This window comes from Curtobacterium flaccumfaciens (genome assembly GCF_018598405.1).
GTDB lineage: Bacteria > Actinomycetota > Actinomycetes > Actinomycetales > Microbacteriaceae > Curtobacterium > Curtobacterium aurantiacum.
Window position 1 is genome coordinate 50170 of the sequence record NZ_JAHEWS010000004.1, and the last position, 22480, is coordinate 72649.

A 22480-nucleotide genomic window follows, 5' to 3' on the forward strand; every position below is an offset into this window, starting at 1 on the left:
TCGGGCGCGGGGCACGTTGGTCGTGCCGGGTGGACAGGTCTGTCGCTCCCGACAGAACTGGCCTATGGTCATCGTGGGATGGGGGTCTTCTCCGGTCGCCGCACGTCGGCAGGACCGGGGAGCACGCTCGTGCCGTGACCACGCATCGATGCTCCTGGGGGAAACATGACGGATCACAGTTCGAAGAGCGGCCGAGGGATCTCGAGGCGGGGTCTGCTGCAGGGCGCCGCCGTCACGATCGGCGGATCGGCCCTGGCCGGCGCAGCGGCGTCGCCGGCGTCCGCGGCAGCCACCAAGCCGTTCATCCCGTCCGGGCTGACGTACCCGGCCAACGACCCGCTCGCCGGGTTCTTCCGCAAGGTCGCCGCCGGCACCGCGACCATCGTCACGGCGGGCGACTCCATCACCGAGGCGTTCGGCGCTGCCTCGCCGCAGAAGGGGTACCCGGCACGGGTGCGGGCACGACTCCGCAACCGTGCCGGGCAGGCGCCCGGCGGACTCGACTACGTCCCCGCTCGCTCGCAGTACGCCACGGTCGACAAGCCTCCGACCACGGTGACCTACGTCTCGTACACGGGCGCGAACGGCGCCGCGCTCGACCTCCGCTCCGCCACCTACGCCGGTGCCCGGAGCACGAAGTCCGGGCTCGGCCGACGCGCCGTCGCACTGACCGGCACCAGCGTCCGGTCCGCCTCGTTCACGCAGGCCTTCACGTCGTTCGTGCTGTCGTGGCGGGCGACGAGCACCCGTGACGCGATCTCGGTCACCATCGACGGCACCAGGGTCACCCTGCCCGCGGTGTCCAGTGGTGAGCAGACCTGGACCAGCCCGCGGTCGGCCTCCGCGACCCGCACCGTGACGGTGACGTGGCAGAGCGGCGAGCCCTTCGTCGAGGGCTGGCAGCTCTTCGACGGCGACGAGGGCGGCGGGTTCCACGTCCTCGAGGCGTCGCAGTCGACCTCGCGGACCGAGGGCTTCTCCCTCGCGTCCTCGGCCGCCAACGGCAACGACACCTGGGCGGACGCGCTCCGTCGCTTCTCCCCCGACCTGATCACGTCGATGTGGGGGACGAACGACTACGGCGTGGTCACCCCCGCGGTCCTGACGCAGCAGACCATCAACTACCTGGACCTCGTGCACGACCGGAGCCCGGGTTCGGCGCTGCTCGTGATCATGCCGTTCCAGCTGGGAAAGGCGTCGACCACCGAGTGGGCGAAGTACCGCACCGCTCAGCAGCAGGCGGTGACCACGTTCCGGTCCGCGAACCCGGGCGTCGCGATCGGCTTCTTCGATCTCGGTGCCTACGTACCGCCGTACTTCGGTCAGACCGGCACGGCGGGCAACACGTACATGTACGACGGGATCCACCCGAACGACACGGGCTACGACGTCATCGCGGCGATCCTCTACGCCTACCTGACCTCGACGCCGGCCTGAGCTGCGGCCCCGTCCGCGTGGTGATCGCGGGCGGGGCTCGGCAGCCGCGGAGCGGGGACCCCGTTTTGGGGGCACCGCGAATCGCCTGCACGGACGAGACCCCCAGGCACGCGAGCGATACTCCCCGGATCACCATGCAGCAGAGGCATCACCCGCTGCATGTCCTGGAGTGACCGAGGGTACGGGCACGCCAGGGAGCGCCGTCGTGGGGATTCGGGTCAACACGACGGCGCTCACTTCACACGTCATCGTGTGCGAGGCGACGCTGGGCCCCCACGCGTCGCCAGCAGCGATGCTCGTCCGGATCGGTCCGGGCGTCAAGGGACCGACCGGCGCGACTCGCCGGTCGGTCGCATCCCCCGGAGCGCGGGCACGATGGGTCCGTGAGCACGACGATCAGCGACGAACGCCCGGACACCGACGAGCTGGTGGCGCTGTACGACGCCGTCGGGTGGACCGCGTACACGCAGGACCCCGCAGCCCTCACCGCGGCGATCGCCGGCTCCCACACCGTGCTGACCGCCCGTGACGACGACGGACACCTGCTCGGCCTGCTCCGCACGGTCTCCGACGGCGTGACGATCCTGTACGTGCAGGACGTCCTCGTCCTGCCGTCCGCGCACCGGTCCGGCATCGGCGGCGCACTCCTCGACGCCGTCCTGCAGCGGTACGCCGACGTTCGCCAGACGGTCCTCCTCACCGACGCGGAGCCTGGGCAGCGGGCGTTCTACGAGTCACGTGGGTTCGTCGAGGCCCACGACGTCGACCCGCAGCCGCTGCGCTCCTTCGTGCTCCTGCGCTGAGCGACGGCGGCGCGCGGCGAGCGGCGGCCAGCCAGCGGCGACCGGCCAGCGCCGTCAGCGCCGTCAGCGCCGAGCCGGCGCGTGCACCGCCTCGAGCACCTCGGTCCCCATGATCCGCAGCGCCTCGACCACGGCCAACCGCCGCTGCAACGAGGCGTCGTCGAACGTGACGGTCACGGCGTAGCTGACCGACGACCCTGGCCCCCGCAAGATCCCCGCCTCCGCCCGCACGCCCGTGCTCGACCCGGTGACCGCGACGACCTGCAACCCGTGGTCGAGTGCACGGTGCGCCAGGGGGTCGAGCCCGAACGACCCGGCGACCAGGGTGAGGTCACTCGCCAGGGACAGCCAGCCGAGCACCCGGTTCGACACCGCCTCGTCGACGACCTCGCCGAGCGCCAGCCCGCGCATCACCCACGACAGCTCCCCGGTCGGTGCGACGGAAGCGTCGGGGGCGTCGTCCGGCCCGCGGCGGTCCCGCACCCGGTCGATCAACGCCGTGCGCTCGATGCCCAGGGACTCCGCACGCTCCCTGACGGCGTCGATGCCCACCGTGGTCAGCAGCGCGTTCATGGCCCAGGCGTCGGCGGTGGCCCCGACAAGGGTGGCCAGGTCGGGCACCTGCATGGTCGGCTCCTGCAGGAACTGCCACAGGCCGGCGCCGGTCGCGGTGTCCCGGGCCATCCGCTGCAGCCGGTCACCGTGCAGGCGGCCGTCCTCGAGCTGGGCGGCGACCTCGATGAGCAGCAGGACACGGCCCAGGCTCGCGACCGGCTGCACCAGGGTGTCGTCGATCGCGAGCAGGGCCTTGCCGCTGGAGGTGTCGATCACCGAGGCGCTGACTCCGGCACCCTCGAGCGCGAGCGCACCGAGGGCCTCCGTGGTGGCGGTGAAGCGGTCGTCGGACCGGCCGCTGTGCCGCCCACGACCGCGGCCGCCACCTGCTGGGCGGTCATCCGGTCGCCGGCGGCGCGACGACCGGGCCGCGTCCGGCTCCGTCATCACCAGATCGCGACGCGCTCGGCGGGGTCGAGGTACATCGCGTCCTGCTCGGTCACGCCGAAGGTGTCGTACCAGACGTCGATGTTCCGCACGACCTGGTTGCAGCGGAACTCGTTGGGCGAGTGCGGGTCGATGCTCAGCAGTCGAGCCGCCTCTTCCGGGCGGATCGCCATGCGCCAGGCCTGGGCCCAGCTCAGGAAGAAGCGCTCGGCACCGGTGAGTCCGTCGACGACCGGGGGCTCCTGGCCGTCGAGCGACAGCAGGTACGCCTTCCACGCGATCGACAGGCCACCGAGGTCACCGATGTTCTCGCCGATCGTCAGGGCACCGTTCACGTGGCTGTCGGGAACCTCGGTCGGCACCAGGGCGTCGTACTGGGCGATGAGGGCCTTCGTGCGCTCCTCGAACGCGGCGCGGTCGGCCTCGGTCCACCAGTTCTCGAGCTTGCCGTCACCGTCGTACTGCGAACCCTGGTCGTCGAAACCGTGGCCGATCTCGTGCCCGATGACGGCACCGATCGCGCCGTAGTTCGCGGCGGCGTCGCGGTTCGCGTCGAAGAACGGGAACTGCAGGATGGCGGCCGGGAACACGATCTCGTTGAAGCCGGGGTTGTAGTACGCGTTGATCGTCTGCGGGGTCATGAACCACTCGTCGCGGTCGATCGGCTTGCCGATCTTGCCGAGCTCGCGGTCCACCTGGAACGAGGCGACGGCACGGACGTTCGCGACCAGGTCGTCGGCGCGGACGGGCAGCGCCGAGTAGTCCCGCCACTTGACCGGGTAGCCGATCTTCGGTGTGAACTTGTCGAGCTTGTCGAGCGCACGGGCACGGGTCTCGTCGGTCATCCAGTCGAGCGCGGTGATGCTCTGCCGGTACGCCTCGACCAGGTTGGCGACGAGGTCGTCCATCTTGGCCTTCGAGGTCTCGTCGAAGTGCTCCTGCACGTAGATGCGGCCGACGGCCTCGCCCATCGCACCCTCGACCAGCGAGACGCCGCGCTTCCAGCGCTCGCGCTGCTTGGGCGCACCGGTCAGTGCGGTGCCGTAGAACGAGAAGTTCGTGGCAGAGAACGCACTCGTCAGGTACGCGGCGGAGCCACGGATGACCTGCCAGCGCAGCCAGTCCTTCCAGACCTCGAGCGGCTGGTCGTTCAGCAGGTCGGCGAGGCCGGTGATGAACGAGGGCTCGCGCACCACGACGGTCTCGAACGCGCCGGCCGGGGCGTCGATGGCCTGCCACCAGAGCTGCAGGTCGACGCCCTTCGCGAGCGCGGCGACGTCGGCCCAGGGCAGCTTGTTGTAGGTCTTCTGGCTGTCGCGGGTCGTGACGTTGTCCCAGTGCTGGGCGGCGAGCGCCGTCTCGAGCGCGATGACGTGCTCGGTGCGGGCACCGCCGTCGTCGAGGCCGGCGAGCGGGAACATCGCCGCGACGAACTCGCGGTACTTCTCGCGGATGTCGGCGAAGCGCTCTTCGCGGTAGTACGACTCGTCGGGCAGCCCGAGGCCGGACTGCTCCAGGAACACGACGTAGGACTCGGGGTCGCCCGGGTCGTTGTCGACGAAGAGCTGCAGGAAGCTCGGCAGGCCGAGGCGCTCGAAGCGGCCGACGGCGGCGATGACCTCGCGCACGGACTGGATCTCGGTGATCTCGGCGAGCAGGTGCTCGATCGGTGCGGTGCCGAGCTCCTCGAGCCGCGCTTCGTCGGTGAACGAGGTGAAGAGGTCACCGACCTTGCGCTCCTCGGTGCCGGGGGCGGCCTGCTGCGAGCGCTCGATGATGTCGCGCACGGCGATCTCGGCAGCCTCGGCCAGCACCGTGAAGGAGCCGTACCGGGCCTTGTCGTCGGGGATCGGCGTCGCCTCGATCCAGGTCCCGTTCACGTGGCGGTACAGGTCGTCCTGGGGGCGCACCGCGGGGTCGAGTTCGTCAGTGTGGATGCCGGAGGCACGTGCGACGTCGGTCATGCGGTCCACGATAGCCACCGACCCCATGGGGCAGGTCGATCCGGGTCGCCTGCTGTGGACGGCTGCCGGTACGGTCATCGCATGGGACTTCCGTGGAAGCTGCACGGAGACGGCAAGACCGTCTCCGCGACGACGATCGTGGCACCCGACGAACGGCTCACCTGGCCCCGGACGATCGGCCTCGGGGTGCAGCACGTCGTCGCGATGTTCGGCGCCACGTTCCTGGTGCCGCTGCTGACCGGGTTCCCGCCGTCGACGACGCTGCTGTTCAGCGGCATCGGCACGATCCTGTTCCTGCTCATCACGGGCAACCGCCTGCCGAGCTACCTCGGCTCGTCGTTCGCGTTCATCGCCCCGATCGGTGCGGCGACCAAGATCGGCGGCATCCCACTCGCCCTGTCCGGCATCATCGTCGTCGGTGCGCTGCTCGCGATCGTCGGGCTCGTCGTGCACCTGGCCGGCGCCGGCTGGATCGACCGGCTGATGCCCCCGGTGGTCTCCGGCGCGATCGTCGCCCTGATCGGCTTCAACCTGGCTCCGGCGGCCCGCGACAACTTCACGGCGGCCCCGGTCATCGCGCTCATCACCCTGGCGGCGATCATCCTGGTCACGGTCCTGTTCAAGGGCCTGATCGGCCGCCTGTCGATCGTCATCGGCGTGCTCGTCGGGTACGTCGCAGCGCTCATCGGCGGCCAGGTCGACTTCTCCAAGGTCGGCGCAGCACCGTGGATCGGCCTGCCGGAGTTCACCGCTCCCGCGTTCGACCCGTCCCAGCTCCCGATCTACCTGGCGTTCGTCCCGGTCGTGCTGGCGCTGGTCGCCGAGAACGTCGGCCACGTCAAGGGTGTCGGGCAGCTGACCGGCCGTGACCTCACCCCGCTCACCGGTCGCGCGCTCTTCGCCGACGGCATCTCGACCGTGCTGGCCGGCGTCGGCGGCGGCTCCGCCACCACCACCTACGGCGAGAACATCGGCGTCATGGCCGCCACCCGCGTCTTCTCGACCGCCGCCTACTGGGTCGCCGCCATCGCGGCCGTCCTGCTCGGCCTGTCGCCGAGGATCGGCGCCGTCATCTCCTCGGTGCCCGCCGGCGTGCTCGGCGGCGCCACCACCGCGCTCTACGGCCTGATCGGCATCATCGGCATCCGGATCTGGGTCGAGAACCGCGTCGACTTCTCGAAGCCGAAGAACCAGCTGACGGCTGGCATCGCCCTGATCATCGGCATCGCGAACTTCACGTTCACGTTCGGCCAGGCGAGCTTCGGCGGCATCATCGTGGGCACGATCGCCGCGATCGTCGTCTACCACCTGATGGACGTCATCGGCCGGGCCCGCGGCACCGACGAGCCCTCGACCGAGGCCGCCGACCCCGCGCACGCCGCCACCGGCGCCGTCCCCGCAGAACCGCGCGCCGACTGACGCGAGTGGTCGGCCGGAACGCGCGTCCGGTCCGACGACGTGGGACCACCGGACTGGAGGCCCGTGGCGGCGCCGCCCCGGGCCTCCAGTCCGTCACGGCGCGCGCCGCGATCGGGACAGCGTTCCGCTCGGGCTGGGCAACGGGGACGACGCCCACGGCAGATCAGCGGCAGACTCGTCCCCGTGAACCTCCGCGCACTTGCTGTCTCCGGACTGCTCCTCGCCGCTTCGCTGTCGATCACGAGCTGCACCCACCAGGGTCAGGATGACGGGTACCTCACGCTGACTGCGGGCGAGGCCACCCTGTCGGCCTGCCCGACCGCAGCGCCGGTGGAGGTCGAGGCGTTGCGGACCGAGGAACTGCCCACCTGTGATCCGATCGGGCAGACCCTCGTCTTCCCCGACGGCGAGCAGATCCAGCTGCCGGAGCAACCGGGCGGCGGCGGCGCGTCGACCTCGGGGTCGGGCGACCACTACGCGTACCAGAGCGTCGGCAACTGGGGACTCGCCGCGGCTCGGGCGGACGCCGACTGCTCGAACGTGCAGGAGTGGGGCAACCCGGAAGCCCTCCGGCGCGTGCACGAGGCGTTCGGGAGCGGATGGGCCTGTCCCTGACGCTGCCCGAGGCCAGACGGGCGAGCCACTCGACCGCGGCGTGGACGAGGGCGCACTCCGCGTCTGGTTCACCCCTCCGTCTCGGTCGACGTTCCGGTGGGCGAGCGCCTGGTGACCACGACGGGTCGGCATCGCCGACAGAATGGGGCGGTGCACCGACCGACGCGACCCGCTGTGACCGCTGAGCGGCGCGCGGTCGACCGCGACATCGTGCGGCTGGCGGTGCCGGCGCTCGGCGCACTCGTGGTCGAGCCGCTGTTCCTGCTGACCGACACCGCGCTCGTCGGGCACCTCGGGGCGACGCCGCTGGCGGCCGTCGGGCTCGCGAGTGCCGTGCTGTCGACGGTGACCGGGCTGCTGGTGTTCCTGGCGTACTCGACGACCCCGGCCGTGGCGCGGGCGCTCGGTGGTGGCGACCGCCGCGGAGCCGTGCACGCGGGCATCGACGGGATGTGGCTCGCGCTCGTGTTGGGGGTGGTGCTGGCGCTGGTCGGGTGGCCGCTCGCCGGGCCGCTCGTCGACCTGTTCGGCGCCTCGGCCGAGGTGTCGGCCGCCGCGACCGCGTACCTGACCATCTCGCTGATCGGGCTGCCCGGCATCCTGGTCGTGACGGCCTCGACCGGGCTGCTGCGTGGGTTGCAGGACACGAAGACCCCGCTCGTCGTCGCGACCATCGGGTTCGTCGCGAACGGGCTGCTCAACGCCGTCCTGATCTACGGCGCCGGCTGGGGCGTCGAGGGATCCGCCGCCGGCACCGTCATCGTGCAGTGGGCGATGGCCGTCGTCTACGTGCGCATCGCGGTGCGGGCCGCTCGCTCGTCTGGGGCGCCGCTGCGACCCGGCGCCTCGGGCGTCGCCCGGGCCCTGCGGTCGGGGGCCTGGCTGTTCCTGCGGACCGCGTCGCTGCGGATCGCGATGCTCGCGACCGTCGGGGCCGCTGCCGGGCTGGGGACCACCGGGCTGGCGACGACGCAGGTCGGGCTGACCGTCTTCTCGACGCTGGCGTTCGCGCTCGACGCCCTGGCGATCGCCGGGCAGGCGCTCGTCGGGCACGGACTCGGCGGGCGTGACCCGGAGCGGGTGCGACTGGTGACGCGACGGCTCGTGCTGCTCGGGATCGCCGGTGGTGTGCTGCTCGGGGTGCTGACCCTGGCGGTGAGCGGCGTGCTCGGGCCGGTGTTCTCGGACTCGCAGGCGGTGCGGGACGCCCTGCCCGTCGTGCTGGTGCTCATCGCGGTCGGGATGCCCGTCGCCGGGTACGTCTTCGTGCTCGACGGGGTGCTGATCGGCGCCGGCGACGCGCGGTACCTGGCCATCGCCGGAGGCCTGAACCTCGTCGTGTACCTGCCGCTGCTCTGGTGGGCCGGCGGGACGCTCGCGGGGTTGTGGGCGGCCTTCGCCCTCGGCTACATCGGGGTCCGGGCGGTGACGCTCGGGGTGCGGGCGCACCGACGCGGATGGGTGGAACAGGCGTTGGCGCGGTGAGCGGGCCGTCTCCGGCTGGGCCCGCTTCGTCCTCCGGGCCTGATCCTTCTGCGGCACCGTCGTCTTCGGTGGCTTCGTCCGCCGTGCTCGCCACGGTCGGCATCGGGGTGCAGGGCGTCGCGAAGCTGCTCGTGACCGTCGTCGTCGGTCGGGTGTTCGGCACCGAGACCCTCGGGCAGACCACGGCGCTGCTGTCGCTCTCGGTGTTCGTCGCGCTGCTCTGGCCGAACGCCGCGGGCAACACCGCGTCGCGGTTCCTGGCGATCGCGCTGCGGGGTCGACGGTCGGACGCCGCGGTGAACCGGCTGCTCGGGGTCTCGATGTTGGTGTCGAGCGTGGTGCTCGCCGCGGTCACCGTTCCGATCGCGCTGGCCTGGGGCAACGGACCCGGCATGGTGTTCGGCGGTGCCGCGGTCGTCGTCGGCTATGGCCTCTACTGCTACGCCCGCGGCGCCCAACTCGGCTACGACCGGGCACCCCGGGTCGCGCTGTGGGACTCCGTGACGAGCGTGCTGGCGCTCGGGTTGCTCGTGGTGGCGTGCGTCGCCCGGCTCGAGCCCTTCGTGCTGCTGCCCCTGGCCATCGGGTACACGGTGTTCGCGATCGCGTGCTGGCCGCGGGGCAACGGCTTCGCGCCGGCTTCGCGCGAATCCGCTGCCGGGGTGCTCGGGTTCGCGGCGTGGAACGTGCTGGCGGTGGTGACCTCGAACGGGTTGCTGCAGTTGACGATGATCTCGGCGCAGGTGACGTCGTCGGCGCACGACGCCGGTGTCTACGCCGCCGCGTTCACCCTGGCGACGCCTGCGTCGATGCTCGGGCAGGCGTTGGGGCAGGTGCTCGTGCCGGCGTTCGCGCACCGGACCGATGGTGGATCGTTGCGCTCCCGCGGCGCCCTGCTGCTCGTCGTCGGGTTCGCTGCTGCTTCCGCCGTCGTCTTCGGCCTGGTCGCCCTGCTCGCCGGGTGGTTCCTGCCCATCGTCTACCCCGCCGAGGGAGCAGCTGCCGTCGCCGACCTGCGGTACCTGATGGTCGCGGTGTGGGTGTTCACCGTCGGGCTCGTGCCCGCGGCGCTGCTGCTCGCCGCTGGACGCTCACGCCAGGTCGCACTGGCCTCGGTCGCCGGGTTCGTCGTCGGGGCTGGGCTCATGGCGGTGCTCGGACCCGTCGCCGGTGTCGCTGGTGGCACCACGGGATTCTTGGTGGGGAGTGCGGTGAACCTGGTTGCGGTGGTGGGGCTCGGGGTGCGCACCAGCGCCGTGCCTCGACAATCCGTAGGGAATGTCGCATAAAGCTCGCACGGAACCACTCGCGGACCCCGCTGCTCACGAGCATCGGGATCGTCGCCGCGGTCGCGTTGGCCGGCTGCTCCGGACACAACGTCCCGACCGACGTCGGAGGCGAACCCTCCGACGCCTCGGAGACCGCCGCGAGACAAGCAGCGGTCGAGGGTCTCGAGGATCACGACGAACACCGCTTCGTGTCGGCGGTGGGACAGGATCAGCGTTCCGGCGCGGTCAGGGCGTGGAAGGTCTGCGAGCCGCTCCTGACACCGGGTGCGAAGGTCACCTCCAACGACGCGGTGATGACGACCATCGTCGGCGTCTTCGTGCACCCTGTCGACAAGCGGGCGAAGGACTGCTGGGTCACGCTGTCGTGGACAGAAGGTCAGGGGTGGAGCATGACGGCTGAACTGTCCGCCGCCGACGACTAGGCCGCGGACGCTTCGTGCGCGGGAGCCCGTGGCCGTGGTGCGGCGAGTTCCCTCGGCCCCGCCGGTCAGGGGGTCGCTGCTGCGCCGCTACGGGGGCAGTTCGAGCTCGCCGTCACGTTCCCGGATCGAACCGTGCTCGGGGATCCACACCTGGAGCTCGTCGACGGTGAAGTTCTCGAGCTCGTCGTGGTGGGTGCGGAGGAACGACGCCACTCCCGGCCACATCGGGAACCGTTCATCCACGCCCTGGACGACTGCGGTGAGGTCGTCGGCGTCCCGCTCCCAGGTCCCAGGGGGCGGTGGGAAGTGCGGCTTCCACGCGACGATGATGTACCCGCCGAACAGGGTGGTGCCGTGGTCGACGCCGCGAGCGCGCAGCTCCGCGTCGAGCCGCGCGATGCCGGCGACACGAGCCTGCGCCACGGCGGCGCCGAGCCGGACGACGGGGCGACTCGGTAGCACCAAGACAGGCGTCCAGGACACTGCGTTGAGCCCGGTGGCATCCGAGCCCCGCAACGCTGCGCGCAGCGCCCTGATGCCGATGTCAGTCAGTCTTCGGCTGACGCGACGGATCCCATGTAAGACATCGATCCGCCGCTCGGAGGCGCTGGTGTGAAGGTGTCAGCCGCAAGCTCGCTCGTCCGGAACTCTTCCGCGGCGGGCTCCACGGTGTACTCGACCACCTCGACTGCATGGCTCTTGAGGGCTCCGAGCACTTCGGCTGGCGTGACGTAAAAGAACTCGCGTCTGAGGTTGACCTTGTTCACCCGCTGGTTCGCGAACGTCTGGTGCAGCATCGTTTCCACTCCGACCGCGTCGTCGGCGAAGAACAAAGCGTGTACGTCGAAGCGGAACGGCACTGACGCGTCACCGAGTTCGATGACGCGGTCCATTGGCTTCAGGCGTCTCGTCATGCCGATCTTCACCATGCGTTCCCCGAACGCTCCGACATTGGAGATCACGTACACGTAGCCCGCTCGCACATTTGCTGCTCGATAGTCGACATCGGTGATGGCGCGGTCGACATCCTCAAGCCGCGCTTGGACGCGAGCGGCGCCTTCCGCGTCGCCGTTTGCCTGCAAGGCCGCGAGGGTGGAGAGGTAGTGCTGACGTTCCTTCTCGAGTCGGTCGTGCTCGGCTTGCAACTCAGCGGCGGCACGCTGCTGCTCACGGAGTTCCGCTCGTCGTTCTCGCTCGCGCTCCTTTTCCGCCTGCACCGTCTGGAGGTGTTCGTTGGCGAGGGCGATCTCCTCAAGCCGCATCTGGTGGTAGCTCGGTTCGATGCGAAGATCGATCATGGTGCCGCTTTTCGCGATCTGCTCCGCGGCCTTGCTGAGCCGCGTCTGCGCGACGTGCAAGTTGCCGGCTCGAGTGGCCTTGATGGCGTTCTCCGCTTCCGCGTTGTAGGCCCGCAGCAACACCTTCGCCATGTCCGTCATGAACTTCCGGCCCTGCGCTTCGGAGTTGTTGAAGGTGAATCGTGGGGCCGTCGTCACCGCGCGCTTGTCACGAACCGCGTTCTTGATGCGGTAGCGCAGCGCTTCCAACTTCGACGCAAGCTCCGTTGATGACGCGGCTGGGTTCTCGAAGTCGAAAAGCCCGACCGCCTGTAGTTCCACCGCGGCAGTCAAATCGACCAACTCTGCTCTTCGGGCGCTGATCCCCGCGTTGATCTCGTCGCGCGTCGCACGTGCCTCCCGGGCTTGCTGTTCAGCGGCACGAACGCGGTCCTCGGCGGTCTGAACCGCTTGCTCGCCCTTGAGCCGCTGCGACGCCTGCTCAGCGGCGAACCGTTCGCGCGCGTCGGCCTGCTCCTCCGCCCAAAGCTCGCGCGCCTCCGATTGCTCAGCCTCGAACTCCGCTCGAAGGGTGGCAAGCTGACGCTCTTGCTCAGCCCGGTACGCATCGACGTCGTCGAACGCGCGCATGTGGTAACGAGCAACAACCGCCTCACCCGCCTCGATCCGTGCCTCCGCGGCACGCAAACGCTCTCGTGCCTCCCGCTTCGACAACTTCTCGACTGGCTTATCCTGGGCCGCTGGGATGGCCGAACGCGGCGGCTGCTCCGCTGCTCGGGCAGCGCGACGTGTCTGCGGAGCTGCCGACCCACGGGCGTCCGATGGCCGGCTGCCGCGATCGCCCGGCGGCGACTGCTTGAGCTGCACATGCTCGGTCCAGGCCTGGCCGTCCCAGTAGCGAACGAACCGCGGATCCTTATCGTCGTACCAACCGGCAGGTGCTGCTGACATTGCTTCAGCTTAGAGATCCGACACAGCTTCGACACCCCTCGTCCGGGTACGCGTCTCGGCGCTGACAGTCGAGTTCACTCGAGGAGCAGCCCGTACCAACCTCGTATGTCTTATGCACCCGCGCCGCCAGACGGCGATCGCGATTGCTGCGAGAGCGTCCATTTGCGTGTTTTGTGACCACGGATGTGGTAGCGTTTGATGCAACCGAGCATGGGAGATCTGATGGCAGCCACCGCAACCGCACTGCCCGCTGGCGAAGGTGACGAGCGCCGCCTCAACGACTTGGGGTTGACGACTGGGGCTATCCACGCAGCCCTCCGCCCCGGCCTGTCCCGGGCAGCCAACCGCACGGCCATGGCACTCCCATCCTCCGCTGGCACCGACATTTACCACGACACGATGGAGCAGCTCGCACTGGCCCTCGCCGACGAGGGCTGGGAGCTCGTATGGGTCGACCGCCAGCCCCGCCTCCTGCACCCCGATGCCCTCATCGCCTTCACCCTCGCCTCGGGCACCAACGTCGCCGCCTCCGACCACCGGAAGTCGCCGCGCACGCGAAAGAAGGGCAAGGCAACGCGAAAATCGCTGGCTGCCCCACAGGTTGACGTCCTGTCGCTCTTCGAGGACCCGAACGTGGAGCAAGCTGCCGATCTAGTGTCGGCGGCAGCGCAGGCGCCGCTGTGGTTCCTAGTGCACGAGCGCACCGAACGTGGACTGAACCTAGAGTTCTCGCGCCCGGGCAGGATGACTCCGGCAGGCGCCGTTGTGGCATGGGAAGAGCGCATCCTGATCGGCTTCCTCGACCTTGATGGTGACCTCTCGATCTTCAACAACCCCGACGACGGAGACTTCGATGTACCCGTTGCGCCTCGTTCCTGACACCGGCCGCGCATCATGTTTTCCCCAGAACGCTTGAAACTAGCGCGCCAGCGCCTTGGACTGACGCTGACGGCGTTGGCTGAAAAGAGCGGTGTGTCCCCCCGTTCCCTTACCAATTTCGAGACGGGGGAACGGCCACCGAGTGAAGAATCACTCGGCAAGATCGCCGATGCGCTAGCTGTGCCACTGTCGTTCTTCGAGCGTGAGGCGCTCGAAGCTGTGCCCGTCGACGCAGCGAGCTTCCGGAAGCTCAGCAAGACAACCGCCACCCGGCGGGATGCCGTGCTCGCCGCCGCAAGCCTCGCCGTCGAGTTCTACGAGCACATCGCGCAGCAATTCACTCTGCCAAGCCCGGACATTTCGACTCTCGACAAGCTCGAACCAGAACAAGCCGCTGAAATCGTGCGACGCCAATGGGGCCTCGGGGACCGTCCGATCTCCAATCTCGTTCATCTGCTCGAGTCCAAAGGTGTTCGCATCGCCGCACTAAGGCATGAGTACAGCGACATTGATGCGTTTTGCTTTCTTCGAGACAGTACGCCGTATGTCTTCCTCAACACGTCGAAGTCAGGCGAGCGCCAACGCTTCGATGCTGCACACGAATTGGGTCACCTCGTTCTGCACAGCGATATCGACATGTCCCCGAGCACGTCGAAGGAACGGGAAGCCGAAGCGAATCGATTTGCCGCAGCCTTCCTTATGCCCAAGAGTGCAGTACTTGCGCAGTCGATGCGTGCAGCTAGTCTTGATCGAATACTGGCCGCACGATCGTACTGGCGCGTCTCCGCGATGTCTCTCACACACCGGCTCCACGAACTGCAGTTGCTCAACAATTGGCAGTATCGGACGATGTGCGTCACGCTTTCGGATCAGGGCTACAGGTCGTCTGAGCCGGGCGGCATCATCCCCGAGACGTCCCAGCTCCTTCGTAAGGTGATGTTCGGCTCCGCGAGCAAGGTGACGGTCCGCGATGCTTCCGCAGCATTAAATCTCAACCCGGACGACGTACGCGGTTTCGTGCGAGATCTCGTACCGGTTGCCGCGTAAAACTGGCAGAGATCGAGGATGCCTGCCGGTGCTCCTGAAGGTGGTTGACGATCTTGTCTTCGGGGGCCCATGCAAGACACGGAAGGGCCTCATTCCCAGGTCGCATAAGACCGGAGCTGGTCAGGCCGATGGGCGCTCGATGCCTCGGGGCCCTCGCGAAGTTGCGTGAGGACGGTCGCGACGGGCCGTTAGCCTCCTTGCGCAGCAGCGCGGTTCTCACCGCCACCCGCGACCACCTTGGTCACCCGCGCCGGAGGGATCAGAGCATGGCCATGCGCTGGAGAATTGCGCTAAGTTAACAGTGGCCCGGCTGCTCGCTCCAGGACTGGGGCGTTACTGAAAAACCGCGGTAATACCGCTCGCTACTGGCGAGGCTCGGTGACGGGCTTTGATTGATTGCAACACCATCGCTATGCGATGAGCAGCCGGGTCCCTAATCAGGGGGGATAGATGAACGAGCTCGACCGGATCGCTATGCGCTCCTATAAGACCTACAAGGCTCGACTGAAGGCTGCCGAGCGGCTCCAGGCACGCCAGCGGGCTTGGAACACTTGCCTTCTCGCGCTTTCAGTTGCGACCACGGCGGCGTCCGTTGCCCTACTGAGCGATGACCAGATTTATGGGACTACCGGGCCGACGGTGCTTGTGTGCGTATCAATACTTGGGCTGGCAGTTTCTATCTCGGTGGCGGGGCTGAACTACGGAGTTCGTAGCCGAGATATGTTTATGAACTATAGAGCTCTACAGCGAATCGCAGTGGAGGCGGAGGCGCTCCAAGAAAACCCTGCCGTTGCCGAGGACACCGTCAAGCAGCTCCTTGACCGCTACAACGCTCTACTCGACGATTCGGAAAATCACACGCCCGCCGATTACGCGCACGTGGACCAGAAGTCCACGGTAACACCATGGCATCGACGAGCGTCCAGCACCCTGACATTCGCACCTTACTTAGGCTTGATCGTCCCAGTACTGGTTCTAGTACCGCTCGTTGCGTGGGCCATCCGCGGCGGAGTGTAGATGTCCGCGTCCTCATCATTTCGCCACAATACTGCTAGGAGGCATTTAAGGCACATATTCCGTACCTACGTCTTCGACAGCACAAGCGTCGGGCGTGATGGCCAGCACGCTAATGCGCTTGAGAGCGACTGGGACGGTATAGCGGCACTCCTTCAGGAGAAACTGCGCAATGGATCGTATCAATATACGAGCTATCGCGAGAACCTCCTCTCGAAGGGGTCTCGATCACGTCCACGGGTTGTCTCAATCGCGACCGCTCGCGACCGCATTGTGCTGAAAGCGCTGGCTTCTGTTATAACCGACGTCTTCCCAGCTACTAGAACACCGCTGGCGCAAACACGGATAGTCGAACTGGTCCGCGTCCTCGCCGACTCAAAATTCGATACATTCATTCGAATCGACGTTAAAGACTTCTACCCGTCGATTCCGCACGCGGTTATTATGAAGCATCTCGGACGAAAGATTCGGCAGCGAAACCTTCTGCTTCTGATCAGACGCGCAATCTCGACCCCTACAGTACCAATGAAAGCTCCGCGGCCGCATTACTCGAGCCTTTACGGCGTGCCGCAGGGCCTCCCCCTATCCAATGCCCTCGCGGAGCTCGCCATGTCTGAGATTGACGCCGCGTACCAGACAAACCCGCGCGTGGCCTACTTCCGTTACGTCGACGATATTCTGCTGCTTTGCACATCTACCGAGGCAACAGCCCTCTTTGATGAAGTACGAACCTCGCTCGCACGCATCGGACTCACTGTTCACGATATAGCAGAGGGCTCTAAGTCCCAAGTTGGTTCTCTGCAGGGAACCTTCGATTTCCTAGGCTACGAGTTGGGACCCTCCGGAATCACGGTTCGCAAATCTAGCACTCACAAGCTTGAGTCCACCATAGTCGGTCTGTTCACGGCTTATAAACACGAGCTCGCGACCGCGGAGCACGATGCCCGTAAACTTCGGGCCACGGATGCCCTAACTGCAAGGGTTAATCTTGTGATAACCGGCTGTGTGCATGAAGGTGCCGCAAGAGGATGGTTACACTATTTTTCTCAAATGGATGACTTCACCCTCTTAAGCAGACTGGACGCCTATGTCAAACGCTTGCGCGCTAGATACAAGGTTCCCGACTCGGTCAAGCTGAAGTCCTTTACCCGTGCATATTGGCATATCCGAAAGCCGCAGCGCAACACGCCTGCGTACATTCCGAATTTCGACCGATTCGCAGGCGTCGACCAGCGTCATTTCTTGCTGACGCTGGTTCCGGACCTCAAGGCGGAACAGCTCGACCGCTTAACCTCTGAGGAACTGACTAAGCGGTTCAACGCAGAGGTTCGCCGGATTGTGAAGATGCTGGAGCGCGATACCTCCCAGCTCTCGTAGTGTCCAGCCGCTGCCGAACTTGGGCAAGACCGGCAGCGTCAGGCACAATGTTCGCGGAGTGAGGTGCAAAAGAGATGATGCCTCTTTCGAGTTGAGGTATACCTCAACTCCACAATCACCCGGTCGCGTGCACGTGTTGTTCTGAGGTTGAGCAACGACCATAGACCACAGGAGTGCGCGCAGGTCTAGACGCCCTGCCGCACAATCACCGGGCCGATATCAGTGTCGGTGGGTGCGGGTGTCCGGCGGCGGCCCCGTCGTATCCCCCACCCGCAACTCCGACGTGAACGACGCCGGCTGTGGTTCCGCCCCCTCGAGCATGGCCAGGGCGGCACGTGCGGCGGCCTGGCCCTTCTGCACGAACGGCTGCACCAGGGTGGTCAGGTGCCGGATCGGGGTGCGGTGGAGCAGGCTGTCGTCCACCGTGATGCCGTCGAAGCCGACGACACTGACGTCCTCGGGGACACGGAGTCCGGCGTCGAGAGCGGCCGAGATCACCCCGACGGCGATCAGGTCACTCTGCGCGATGACGGCGGTGGGGCGGGGACCGTCGGCTGCGAAGAGCTCGGTGCCGGCGAGACGTCCCTCTTCCACCGAGCTGCCGGCGGTCTCGATCGCGACGGCGTTCGGGTAGACCTCCCGCACACCACGCAGACGTTCGAGTGTGGTGAAGGCGATGCCCTCGTCCTGCCGGGCTGCGTCGATCGGGCCACGGCGGCGTGCGGCGTCGAGGGGCAGGGTCACGACGGTCACGTCCCGGTGGCCGAGCCCCTGCAAGTACTCCGCAGCACGGCGTGAGGCATCGCGGTTGTCGAGCTGGACGGGGACAGCGCCCTCGATCTCGTCCGCCTCGATCGCGACGACGGGGATCTGCCGACGGCGCAGCACCGCGACGGCCGGGTCGATCCGGACGTTGCACCCGACGAGCACGACGGCGTCCATCGGGGCATCCACCAGCGGGCCGGCGCCCTGTTCGTCGTCGAGCGGACTCCGGACGAGCAACAGTGAGGCACCGGCGGCACCGGCGACCTCGGCGATGCCGTCGAGCGTCAGGACGTTGACCGGGTCGCGGAAGGCATCGCTCAAGCGCTCGTCCATCACGACGCCGATGACGCCGGAACGACCGCGGCGCAGCGAACGGGCACGGGGGTCGGGGCCGCCGTAACCGAGGTCGGCGGCGGCGGCCAGCACGCGTGCCTTGGCGTCCTCGGACACCGGGCCGAGACCACTGAAGGCGAGCGAGGCCGTCGACGGCGCGACCCCGGCGGCACGGGCGACCGCGGCCAGCGTCGGGCGCGACGGACGAGCAGCGCCGCCGCGGGAAGGCGACGCGCCGGGTCCTGTTGCCGGTTCGTCCATCGCCCGTTAGCGTAGCCGGAACGAGCAGTCGAATCGATTCGACAGCCGCAAGACCAGCACCGACACGCACCAGAACGCGCAGCACCACGCTCGCCGCAGCACGATGGGAACCACCATGACGACGCCGTCCACCCGCACCGTCCCGACCACCAAGGCCTGGATCATCGCGGTGTTCGTGGTGTTCACCCTGTCCGGGCTCGACATCGCGACCTGGCTGGGCCGGATCCCGAGCGTCCGCGACTCCCTCGGCGCGAGCACGTTCGAGATGGGGATCCTCGTGCTCGGCATGGCGGTCGGTTCGATCGGTGGTCTGACGTTCGCGGGGCACATCGTCGCGAAGCTCGGTGCCCGTCGGGGCGTGCAGGTGGCTGCGGCCTGCCTGGCGCTCGGCATGATCTTCGCCGGGGTCGCGGTGACGCTCGAGTGGGGCTTCGCCGCCATCTGGATCGCGCTCATCGCCTTCGGCTTCGGCAACGGCCTGTGCGACGTGTCGATGAACGTCTCCGGCGCCGCCGCCGAGAAGGCCGGCGGACGCACGATCATGCCGCTGTTCCACGCCGCGTTCAGCCTCGGCACGCTCGCCGGCGCAGGCCTCGGTGCGCTGGCCGAGAAGCTCGAGATCCCGGTCTCGTGGCACTTCATCGTGCTCGTCGTCGTCACGAGCGCCGCCATGCTCGTCGCTGTCACGAAGTTCCAGGACGAGCACCTCGTCGAGCAGCCGGTGTCCACCGACACCAGCCCGATCGCGGCACCCCTCACCCGCTGGCAGGTCTGGGCACAGCCGTCCACCCTGCTCATCGGCGTGATCGCGCTCGGCATGGCGCTGGCCGAGGGGTCCGCGAACGACTGGCTGCCCCTCGCGATGATCGACGGCCACGGGCTCGACAACGCCGGCGGCGCAGCCGTGCTGACGGTGTTCCTCGCCGCGATGACCGCCGGCCGCGTCGCCGGCAGCCCGCTGATCGACAAGTTCGGCCGCGTGCCGATCCTGCGCATCAGCGCCGCCGTCGCGGTGGTCGGCCTCGGCATGCTCATCTTCATCGACAACGTGCCGCTCGCGATCGTGGGTGTCGTGCTCTGGGGCCTCGGTGCCAGCCTCGGCTTCCCGATGGGCATGTCCGCCGCGGCCGACGACCCCCGCACCGCAGCCGCCAAGGTCAGCGCCGTCGCGACGATCGGCTACGTGGCGTTCCTGGCCGGGCCGCCGCTGATCGGGTTCCTCGGCGAGGAGATCGGCCTGCTCGGTGCACTGCTGATCGTCTTCGTCTTCATCATCGCGGCCGGTCTGGCCTCGGGTGCAGCGCGCGAGACCGGTGCCGCCGCCCGGCCCGCCCGCGGAACCGACACGACGAGCACGACCGACCACGAGCACGAGCACGAGCACGACAGCGAGGCCGAGCGGGCCAGCAAGCGCAGCTGACGCACCCCGCCCTCAGCCGCCGTCCCCCGCCCGCGCCCGCGTCGCCAGGTGCAGGGCGAGCCGGGTCTCGGGGTCGGACAGGTCGACCCCGAGCAGCCGCTCCACCCGCGCGATGCGGTCGGACACGGTGTTCCGGTGCACGCCGAGCACCGCGGCGGTCTCGGCGATCGACGACTCCGCGTCCAGGTAGGCGGCGAGCGTCGTCAGGAGCGCACCGCCACCACGCTCGAGCGGTGCGAGCAACTGCCGCGAGGCCGGTAGGAACGTGTCCGTCTGCGTCCACGCGAGCAGCAGCTGCGCGAGCCCGAGCCGGTCGACGTGCACGAAGTGCCCCGACTCCGGACGGCTGGCGGCGAGGCGGGCGGCGTCGCCCGCCTCGCCGAGCGTCCGGACCAGCCCGGCAGGGCCCGCCTGCAGGCTGCCGACGCCCACGTTGGTCTCCACGGTGGTGCGGAGTGTGTTCTGCGCGCGCCGCAGCCGACCCGCGATGTCGGCCACTGCCTCCCGGCCGGGTTCGTCGGGTTCCGACAGCCACAGCACCCAGCCGTCCGCCTGTTCGACGACGACCGCGTCGAGTCCCTCGGCCCGCACCGCGGCGTCGACCTGCTGGCGGAGCGCGACCAGGTCGACGCCCTGCCGCGCGACCACGCGCGCACCGACGTGCCAGGCGTCCAGCCGCCACCCGGCGGCGATGGTCCGCTGCACGAGCTGCGGGGCCGGTGCTCCGTCGGCCGCGCGGAGCTCGTCGAGCATGGCCATCCGGTAGCGGGCGTCACGCTCGTCGTCGAGCCGGGTGAGCAGCAGCCGGTGCCCGACGGCGACGGCGGCGACCTGCAGGGCACTCGCGACCACCTGCTGTTCGGCGGTGATCGGGACGGGCAGGCCGACAGCCAGCCAGGCGCGCGGTCCGATGCCGGTGCCGACCGGGATCGCCACGAGCGTCTCGTCGACGCCCTCGGCGATCAGCACGTCGCTCGTGCCGGCGCGGCGGACGAGCACGGCGCGGGCCGTGTCGTCAACGGCGGCTCCGCGGAGTGCCAGGCCCGAGGCGTCGAGGAACCGCACGGGGTGGCCGAGCGAGCGGTCGAGCCGGGCGAACAGGTCGTCGAGTTCGGGGCCGGCGTCGAGCGCGACGCGGGAGGCGTCGAGGGCTGCCCGGGCCGCCGGCCCCATCCCGGTGCCGATGAGTTCGTGCAGGCGGACCGAGGTCGCCCAGGGGTCCGGGGTGGCGAGCACGGCGACGCCGAGCCGGTCGGCGAGCGTCGTGGTGCCGGGGCCGAGTTCCAGCGCCCCGTCGACGACGAGCAGGGTGGTGCCGGCCGCGGACGCCCGGCGCAGCAGCACGTCGAAGCGCGCATCCGCGCGGTCGACGGGGGTGAGCAGCACGACGACGTCGTCGCCCTGCGACAGGGACCGGCCGACCTGGTCGGGGGTCCCCACCACCCCGCGGACGCTCCGGACCGCGGTGCTGCCGTGGCCGACGAGCAGGCGGGTGCCGGGCGGCAGGAGCGGCAGCAGGTCACCGACGGCGTTCACGCGAGCACCTGGCCCACGGCCTCGGGCACGACGTCGGCGTCGATGCCGAACGCCCGCGGTCCCATGCGCGCGGTGCGGTCGGGGTCCGCCCACCACCACGGTGCCGACGGCAGCACGAGCACCGCGAGTTCGTTGCCGACCCGCGTGCGGTCGGTCGCCACCGGCGCGAGCGAGCGCGCGTCGACGACGGTGATGACGCTCGGCGTGCTGGCGACGGGCAGGCCGTCGACCAGGCAGTGCACGTACTCGCTGCCCGCCTCGACCCGGGCGACCGCGCCGGTGCCGGCGTCGCGGATGGCCAGGCTGCTGCGCACGAACGCGAGCGCGTCCCCCTCGCGCTGCACGTCGATGACCCGGCCCTGCGCGACGACGCGGCCGCCGATGAGCGCGGCGAGTTCCGCCGCGTCGCGTGCGCCACCCGCTGCGCGTCCGATCCGGAGGGCGCGCTGCACGCTGCCGACGACGGCCCGTTCGCGCAGCAGCGCCACCGGGACCGGGCCGATCGCGAAGGCGGCCCAGCCGCCACTGTGCGAGACGGCCTCGCGCCACACCGTCTCGACGTCGTGGGGGTGCCGAGCGTCGACGACGATCCGCAGACCGCTCGTGGTCGCCGCGGCGGCCGTGACCGTCGTGGTCGGGCCGACGAAGACCGACAGCTGGTCGATGCGCGGGACCGCGCGGCCGACCAGGTCCGCGTCGACGAGCGGCAGTCCGGCGGCGTGTGCGGTGAGGGCCGCAGCCGGTCCGGTCACGCCGCCGATCTGCGCGGCGACGACGGCGTCGGCACGGGTGCCCGTCCAGCGCTCGACCGCCGCGAGCGCGGCCGGCAGCTCCTCGCCGCTCGGCATCTTCTCCTCGAGCACGGTCGTCGAGCCGATCAGCCCGACGGCCACCACCGATCCGAGCACGGGATCGTCGAGGTCGACGACCGGCACGCTGCGGTCGCCGAGCGCGAAGCGGAGCGCACTGACCATGTGGTCGACGCGGCCGCCACCGCCGCAGCCGAGCAGGGCGGTGCCGCGCCCGAAGACGGTCGCGTCGTCCGCCTGGAGGCCCGCCACACCGCCGCCCCGCCGCTCACCCTGGTCCATGGGTCCATTCTGCTGCCGTGGTCGCGTCCCGGGGCCGGAGCCCGGGGCCGGAGCACGGGGTCGGGGCCCGGG

General features: G+C 69.1%; 19 protein-coding genes. 12 read left to right on the forward strand and 7 right to left on the reverse strand.

Annotated elements, in window-relative coordinates; translation table 11 throughout:
* Positions 1-165 precede the first annotated feature (165 nt).
* Both KK097_RS03755 and KK097_RS03760 read left to right on the forward strand, forming a co-directional pair.
* Positions 166-1437: an SGNH/GDSL hydrolase family protein gene (locus KK097_RS03755; protein ID WP_214543749.1), complete on the forward strand. Its 1272-nt coding sequence runs from the start codon at positions 166-168 to the stop codon at positions 1435-1437.
* A 383-nt stretch (positions 1438-1820) separates the two neighbouring features.
* Positions 1821-2240, forward strand: coding sequence for a GNAT family N-acetyltransferase (locus KK097_RS03760; protein WP_214543750.1), 420 nt, complete (start codon positions 1821-1823; stop codon positions 2238-2240).
* Positions 2241-2303: 63 nt separating this feature from the next.
* Here the strand turns inward: KK097_RS03760 and KK097_RS03765 are convergent, their stop codons facing one another.
* Both KK097_RS03765 and KK097_RS03770 read right to left on the reverse strand, forming a co-directional pair.
* A complete protein-coding gene (locus KK097_RS03765) occupies positions 2304-3242 on the reverse strand; it encodes a serine hydrolase (protein WP_214543751.1) in 939 nt (312 codons plus the stop codon).
* Entirely contained in the window at positions 3242-5206 is a 1965-nt protein-coding gene (locus tag KK097_RS03770) for a M13 family metallopeptidase (RefSeq protein ID WP_214543752.1), read from the reverse strand. Before KK097_RS03770 ends, KK097_RS03765 begins: the two co-directional genes overlap by 1 nt.
* Positions 5207-5287: 81 nt before the next feature.
* Between KK097_RS03770 and KK097_RS03775 the strand changes: the two genes are divergently transcribed.
* The 5 genes from KK097_RS03775 (at position 5288) to KK097_RS18330 (ending at position 10436) form a co-directional block, all read left to right on the forward strand.
* Positions 5288-6625 (forward strand): uracil-xanthine permease family protein, encoded by a 1338-nt coding sequence (locus tag KK097_RS03775; RefSeq protein ID WP_214543753.1) that lies wholly within the window; start codon positions 5288-5290, stop codon positions 6623-6625.
* A 183-nt stretch (positions 6626-6808) separates the two neighbouring features.
* Positions 6809-7240: a hypothetical protein gene (locus tag KK097_RS03780; RefSeq protein WP_214543754.1), complete on the forward strand. Its 432-nt coding sequence runs from the start codon at positions 6809-6811 to the stop codon at positions 7238-7240.
* Positions 7241-7414: 174 nt separating this feature from the next.
* A complete protein-coding gene (locus KK097_RS03785; RefSeq protein ID WP_111109590.1) occupies positions 7415-8725 on the forward strand; it encodes an MATE family efflux transporter in 1311 nt (436 codons plus the stop codon).
* A 68-nt stretch (positions 8726-8793) separates the two neighbouring features.
* Entirely contained in the window at positions 8794-10014 is a 1221-nt protein-coding gene (locus KK097_RS03790; protein WP_214543755.1) for a lipopolysaccharide biosynthesis protein, read from the forward strand.
* 293 nt (positions 10015-10307) lie between these two features.
* The gene (locus tag KK097_RS18330) at positions 10308-10436 is read left to right on the forward strand and encodes a hypothetical protein (RefSeq protein WP_284730990.1); all 129 of its coding nucleotides are present in this window, start codon (positions 10308-10310) and stop codon (positions 10434-10436) included.
* Between the two features lie 87 nt (positions 10437-10523).
* Here the strand turns inward: KK097_RS18330 and KK097_RS03795 are convergent, their stop codons facing one another.
* Entirely contained in the window at positions 10524-10901 is a 378-nt protein-coding gene (locus KK097_RS03795) for a hypothetical protein (protein ID WP_214543756.1), read from the reverse strand.
* Positions 10902-10984: 83 nt separating this feature from the next.
* Entirely contained in the window at positions 10985-12685 is a 1701-nt protein-coding gene (locus KK097_RS03800; protein ID WP_214543757.1) for an SNIPE associated domain-containing protein, read from the reverse strand.
* Positions 12686-12907: 222 nt separating this feature from the next.
* Here KK097_RS03800 and KK097_RS03805 point away from each other — a divergent pair, with 222 nt between their 5' ends.
* The 4 genes from KK097_RS03805 to KK097_RS03820 all read left to right on the forward strand — a co-directional run bounded on the left by KK097_RS03805 (position 12908) and on the right by KK097_RS03820 (position 17002).
* Entirely contained in the window at positions 12908-13564 is a 657-nt protein-coding gene (locus KK097_RS03805; RefSeq protein ID WP_214543758.1) for a hypothetical protein, read from the forward strand.
* 15 nt (positions 13565-13579) lie between these two features.
* Entirely contained in the window at positions 13580-14611 is a 1032-nt protein-coding gene (locus KK097_RS03810; protein WP_214543759.1) for a helix-turn-helix domain-containing protein, read from the forward strand.
* A gap of 450 nt (positions 14612-15061) precedes the next feature.
* Positions 15062-15628, forward strand: a complete 567-nt coding sequence (locus tag KK097_RS03815; protein WP_214543760.1) for an SLATT domain-containing protein — start codon at positions 15062-15064, stop codon at positions 15626-15628.
* On the forward strand, positions 15629-17002 hold the full coding sequence (locus KK097_RS03820; protein WP_214543761.1) for a reverse transcriptase domain-containing protein: 1374 nt from the start codon (positions 15629-15631) through the stop codon (positions 17000-17002).
* 219 nt (positions 17003-17221) lie between these two features.
* Here KK097_RS03820 and KK097_RS03825 read toward each other — a convergent pair whose 3' ends face one another.
* A complete protein-coding gene (locus KK097_RS03825) occupies positions 17222-18361 on the reverse strand; it encodes a substrate-binding domain-containing protein (RefSeq protein ID WP_214543762.1) in 1140 nt (379 codons plus the stop codon).
* A 115-nt stretch (positions 18362-18476) separates the two neighbouring features.
* Between KK097_RS03825 and KK097_RS03830 the strand changes: the two genes are divergently transcribed.
* Positions 18477-19781 carry an MFS transporter gene (locus tag KK097_RS03830; RefSeq protein WP_214543763.1) on the forward strand — a complete coding sequence of 435 codons (1305 nt, stop codon included), beginning with the start codon at positions 18477-18479 and terminating at the stop codon, positions 19779-19781.
* A 12-nt stretch (positions 19782-19793) separates the two neighbouring features.
* On the opposite strand, the gene KK097_RS03835 is transcribed toward KK097_RS03830, so the two are convergent.
* Together KK097_RS03835 and KK097_RS03840 are read right to left on the reverse strand one after the other, a co-directional pair.
* The gene (locus tag KK097_RS03835; RefSeq protein ID WP_307858392.1) at positions 19794-21317 is read right to left on the reverse strand and encodes a helix-turn-helix domain-containing protein; all 1524 of its coding nucleotides are present in this window, start codon (positions 21315-21317) and stop codon (positions 19794-19796) included.
* Positions 21314-22408: a DUF917 domain-containing protein gene (locus tag KK097_RS03840; protein WP_214543764.1), complete on the reverse strand. Its 1095-nt coding sequence runs from the start codon at positions 22406-22408 to the stop codon at positions 21314-21316. The genes KK097_RS03835 and KK097_RS03840 overlap by 4 nt, the downstream gene beginning before the upstream one ends.
* Positions 22409-22480 lie beyond the last annotated feature (72 nt).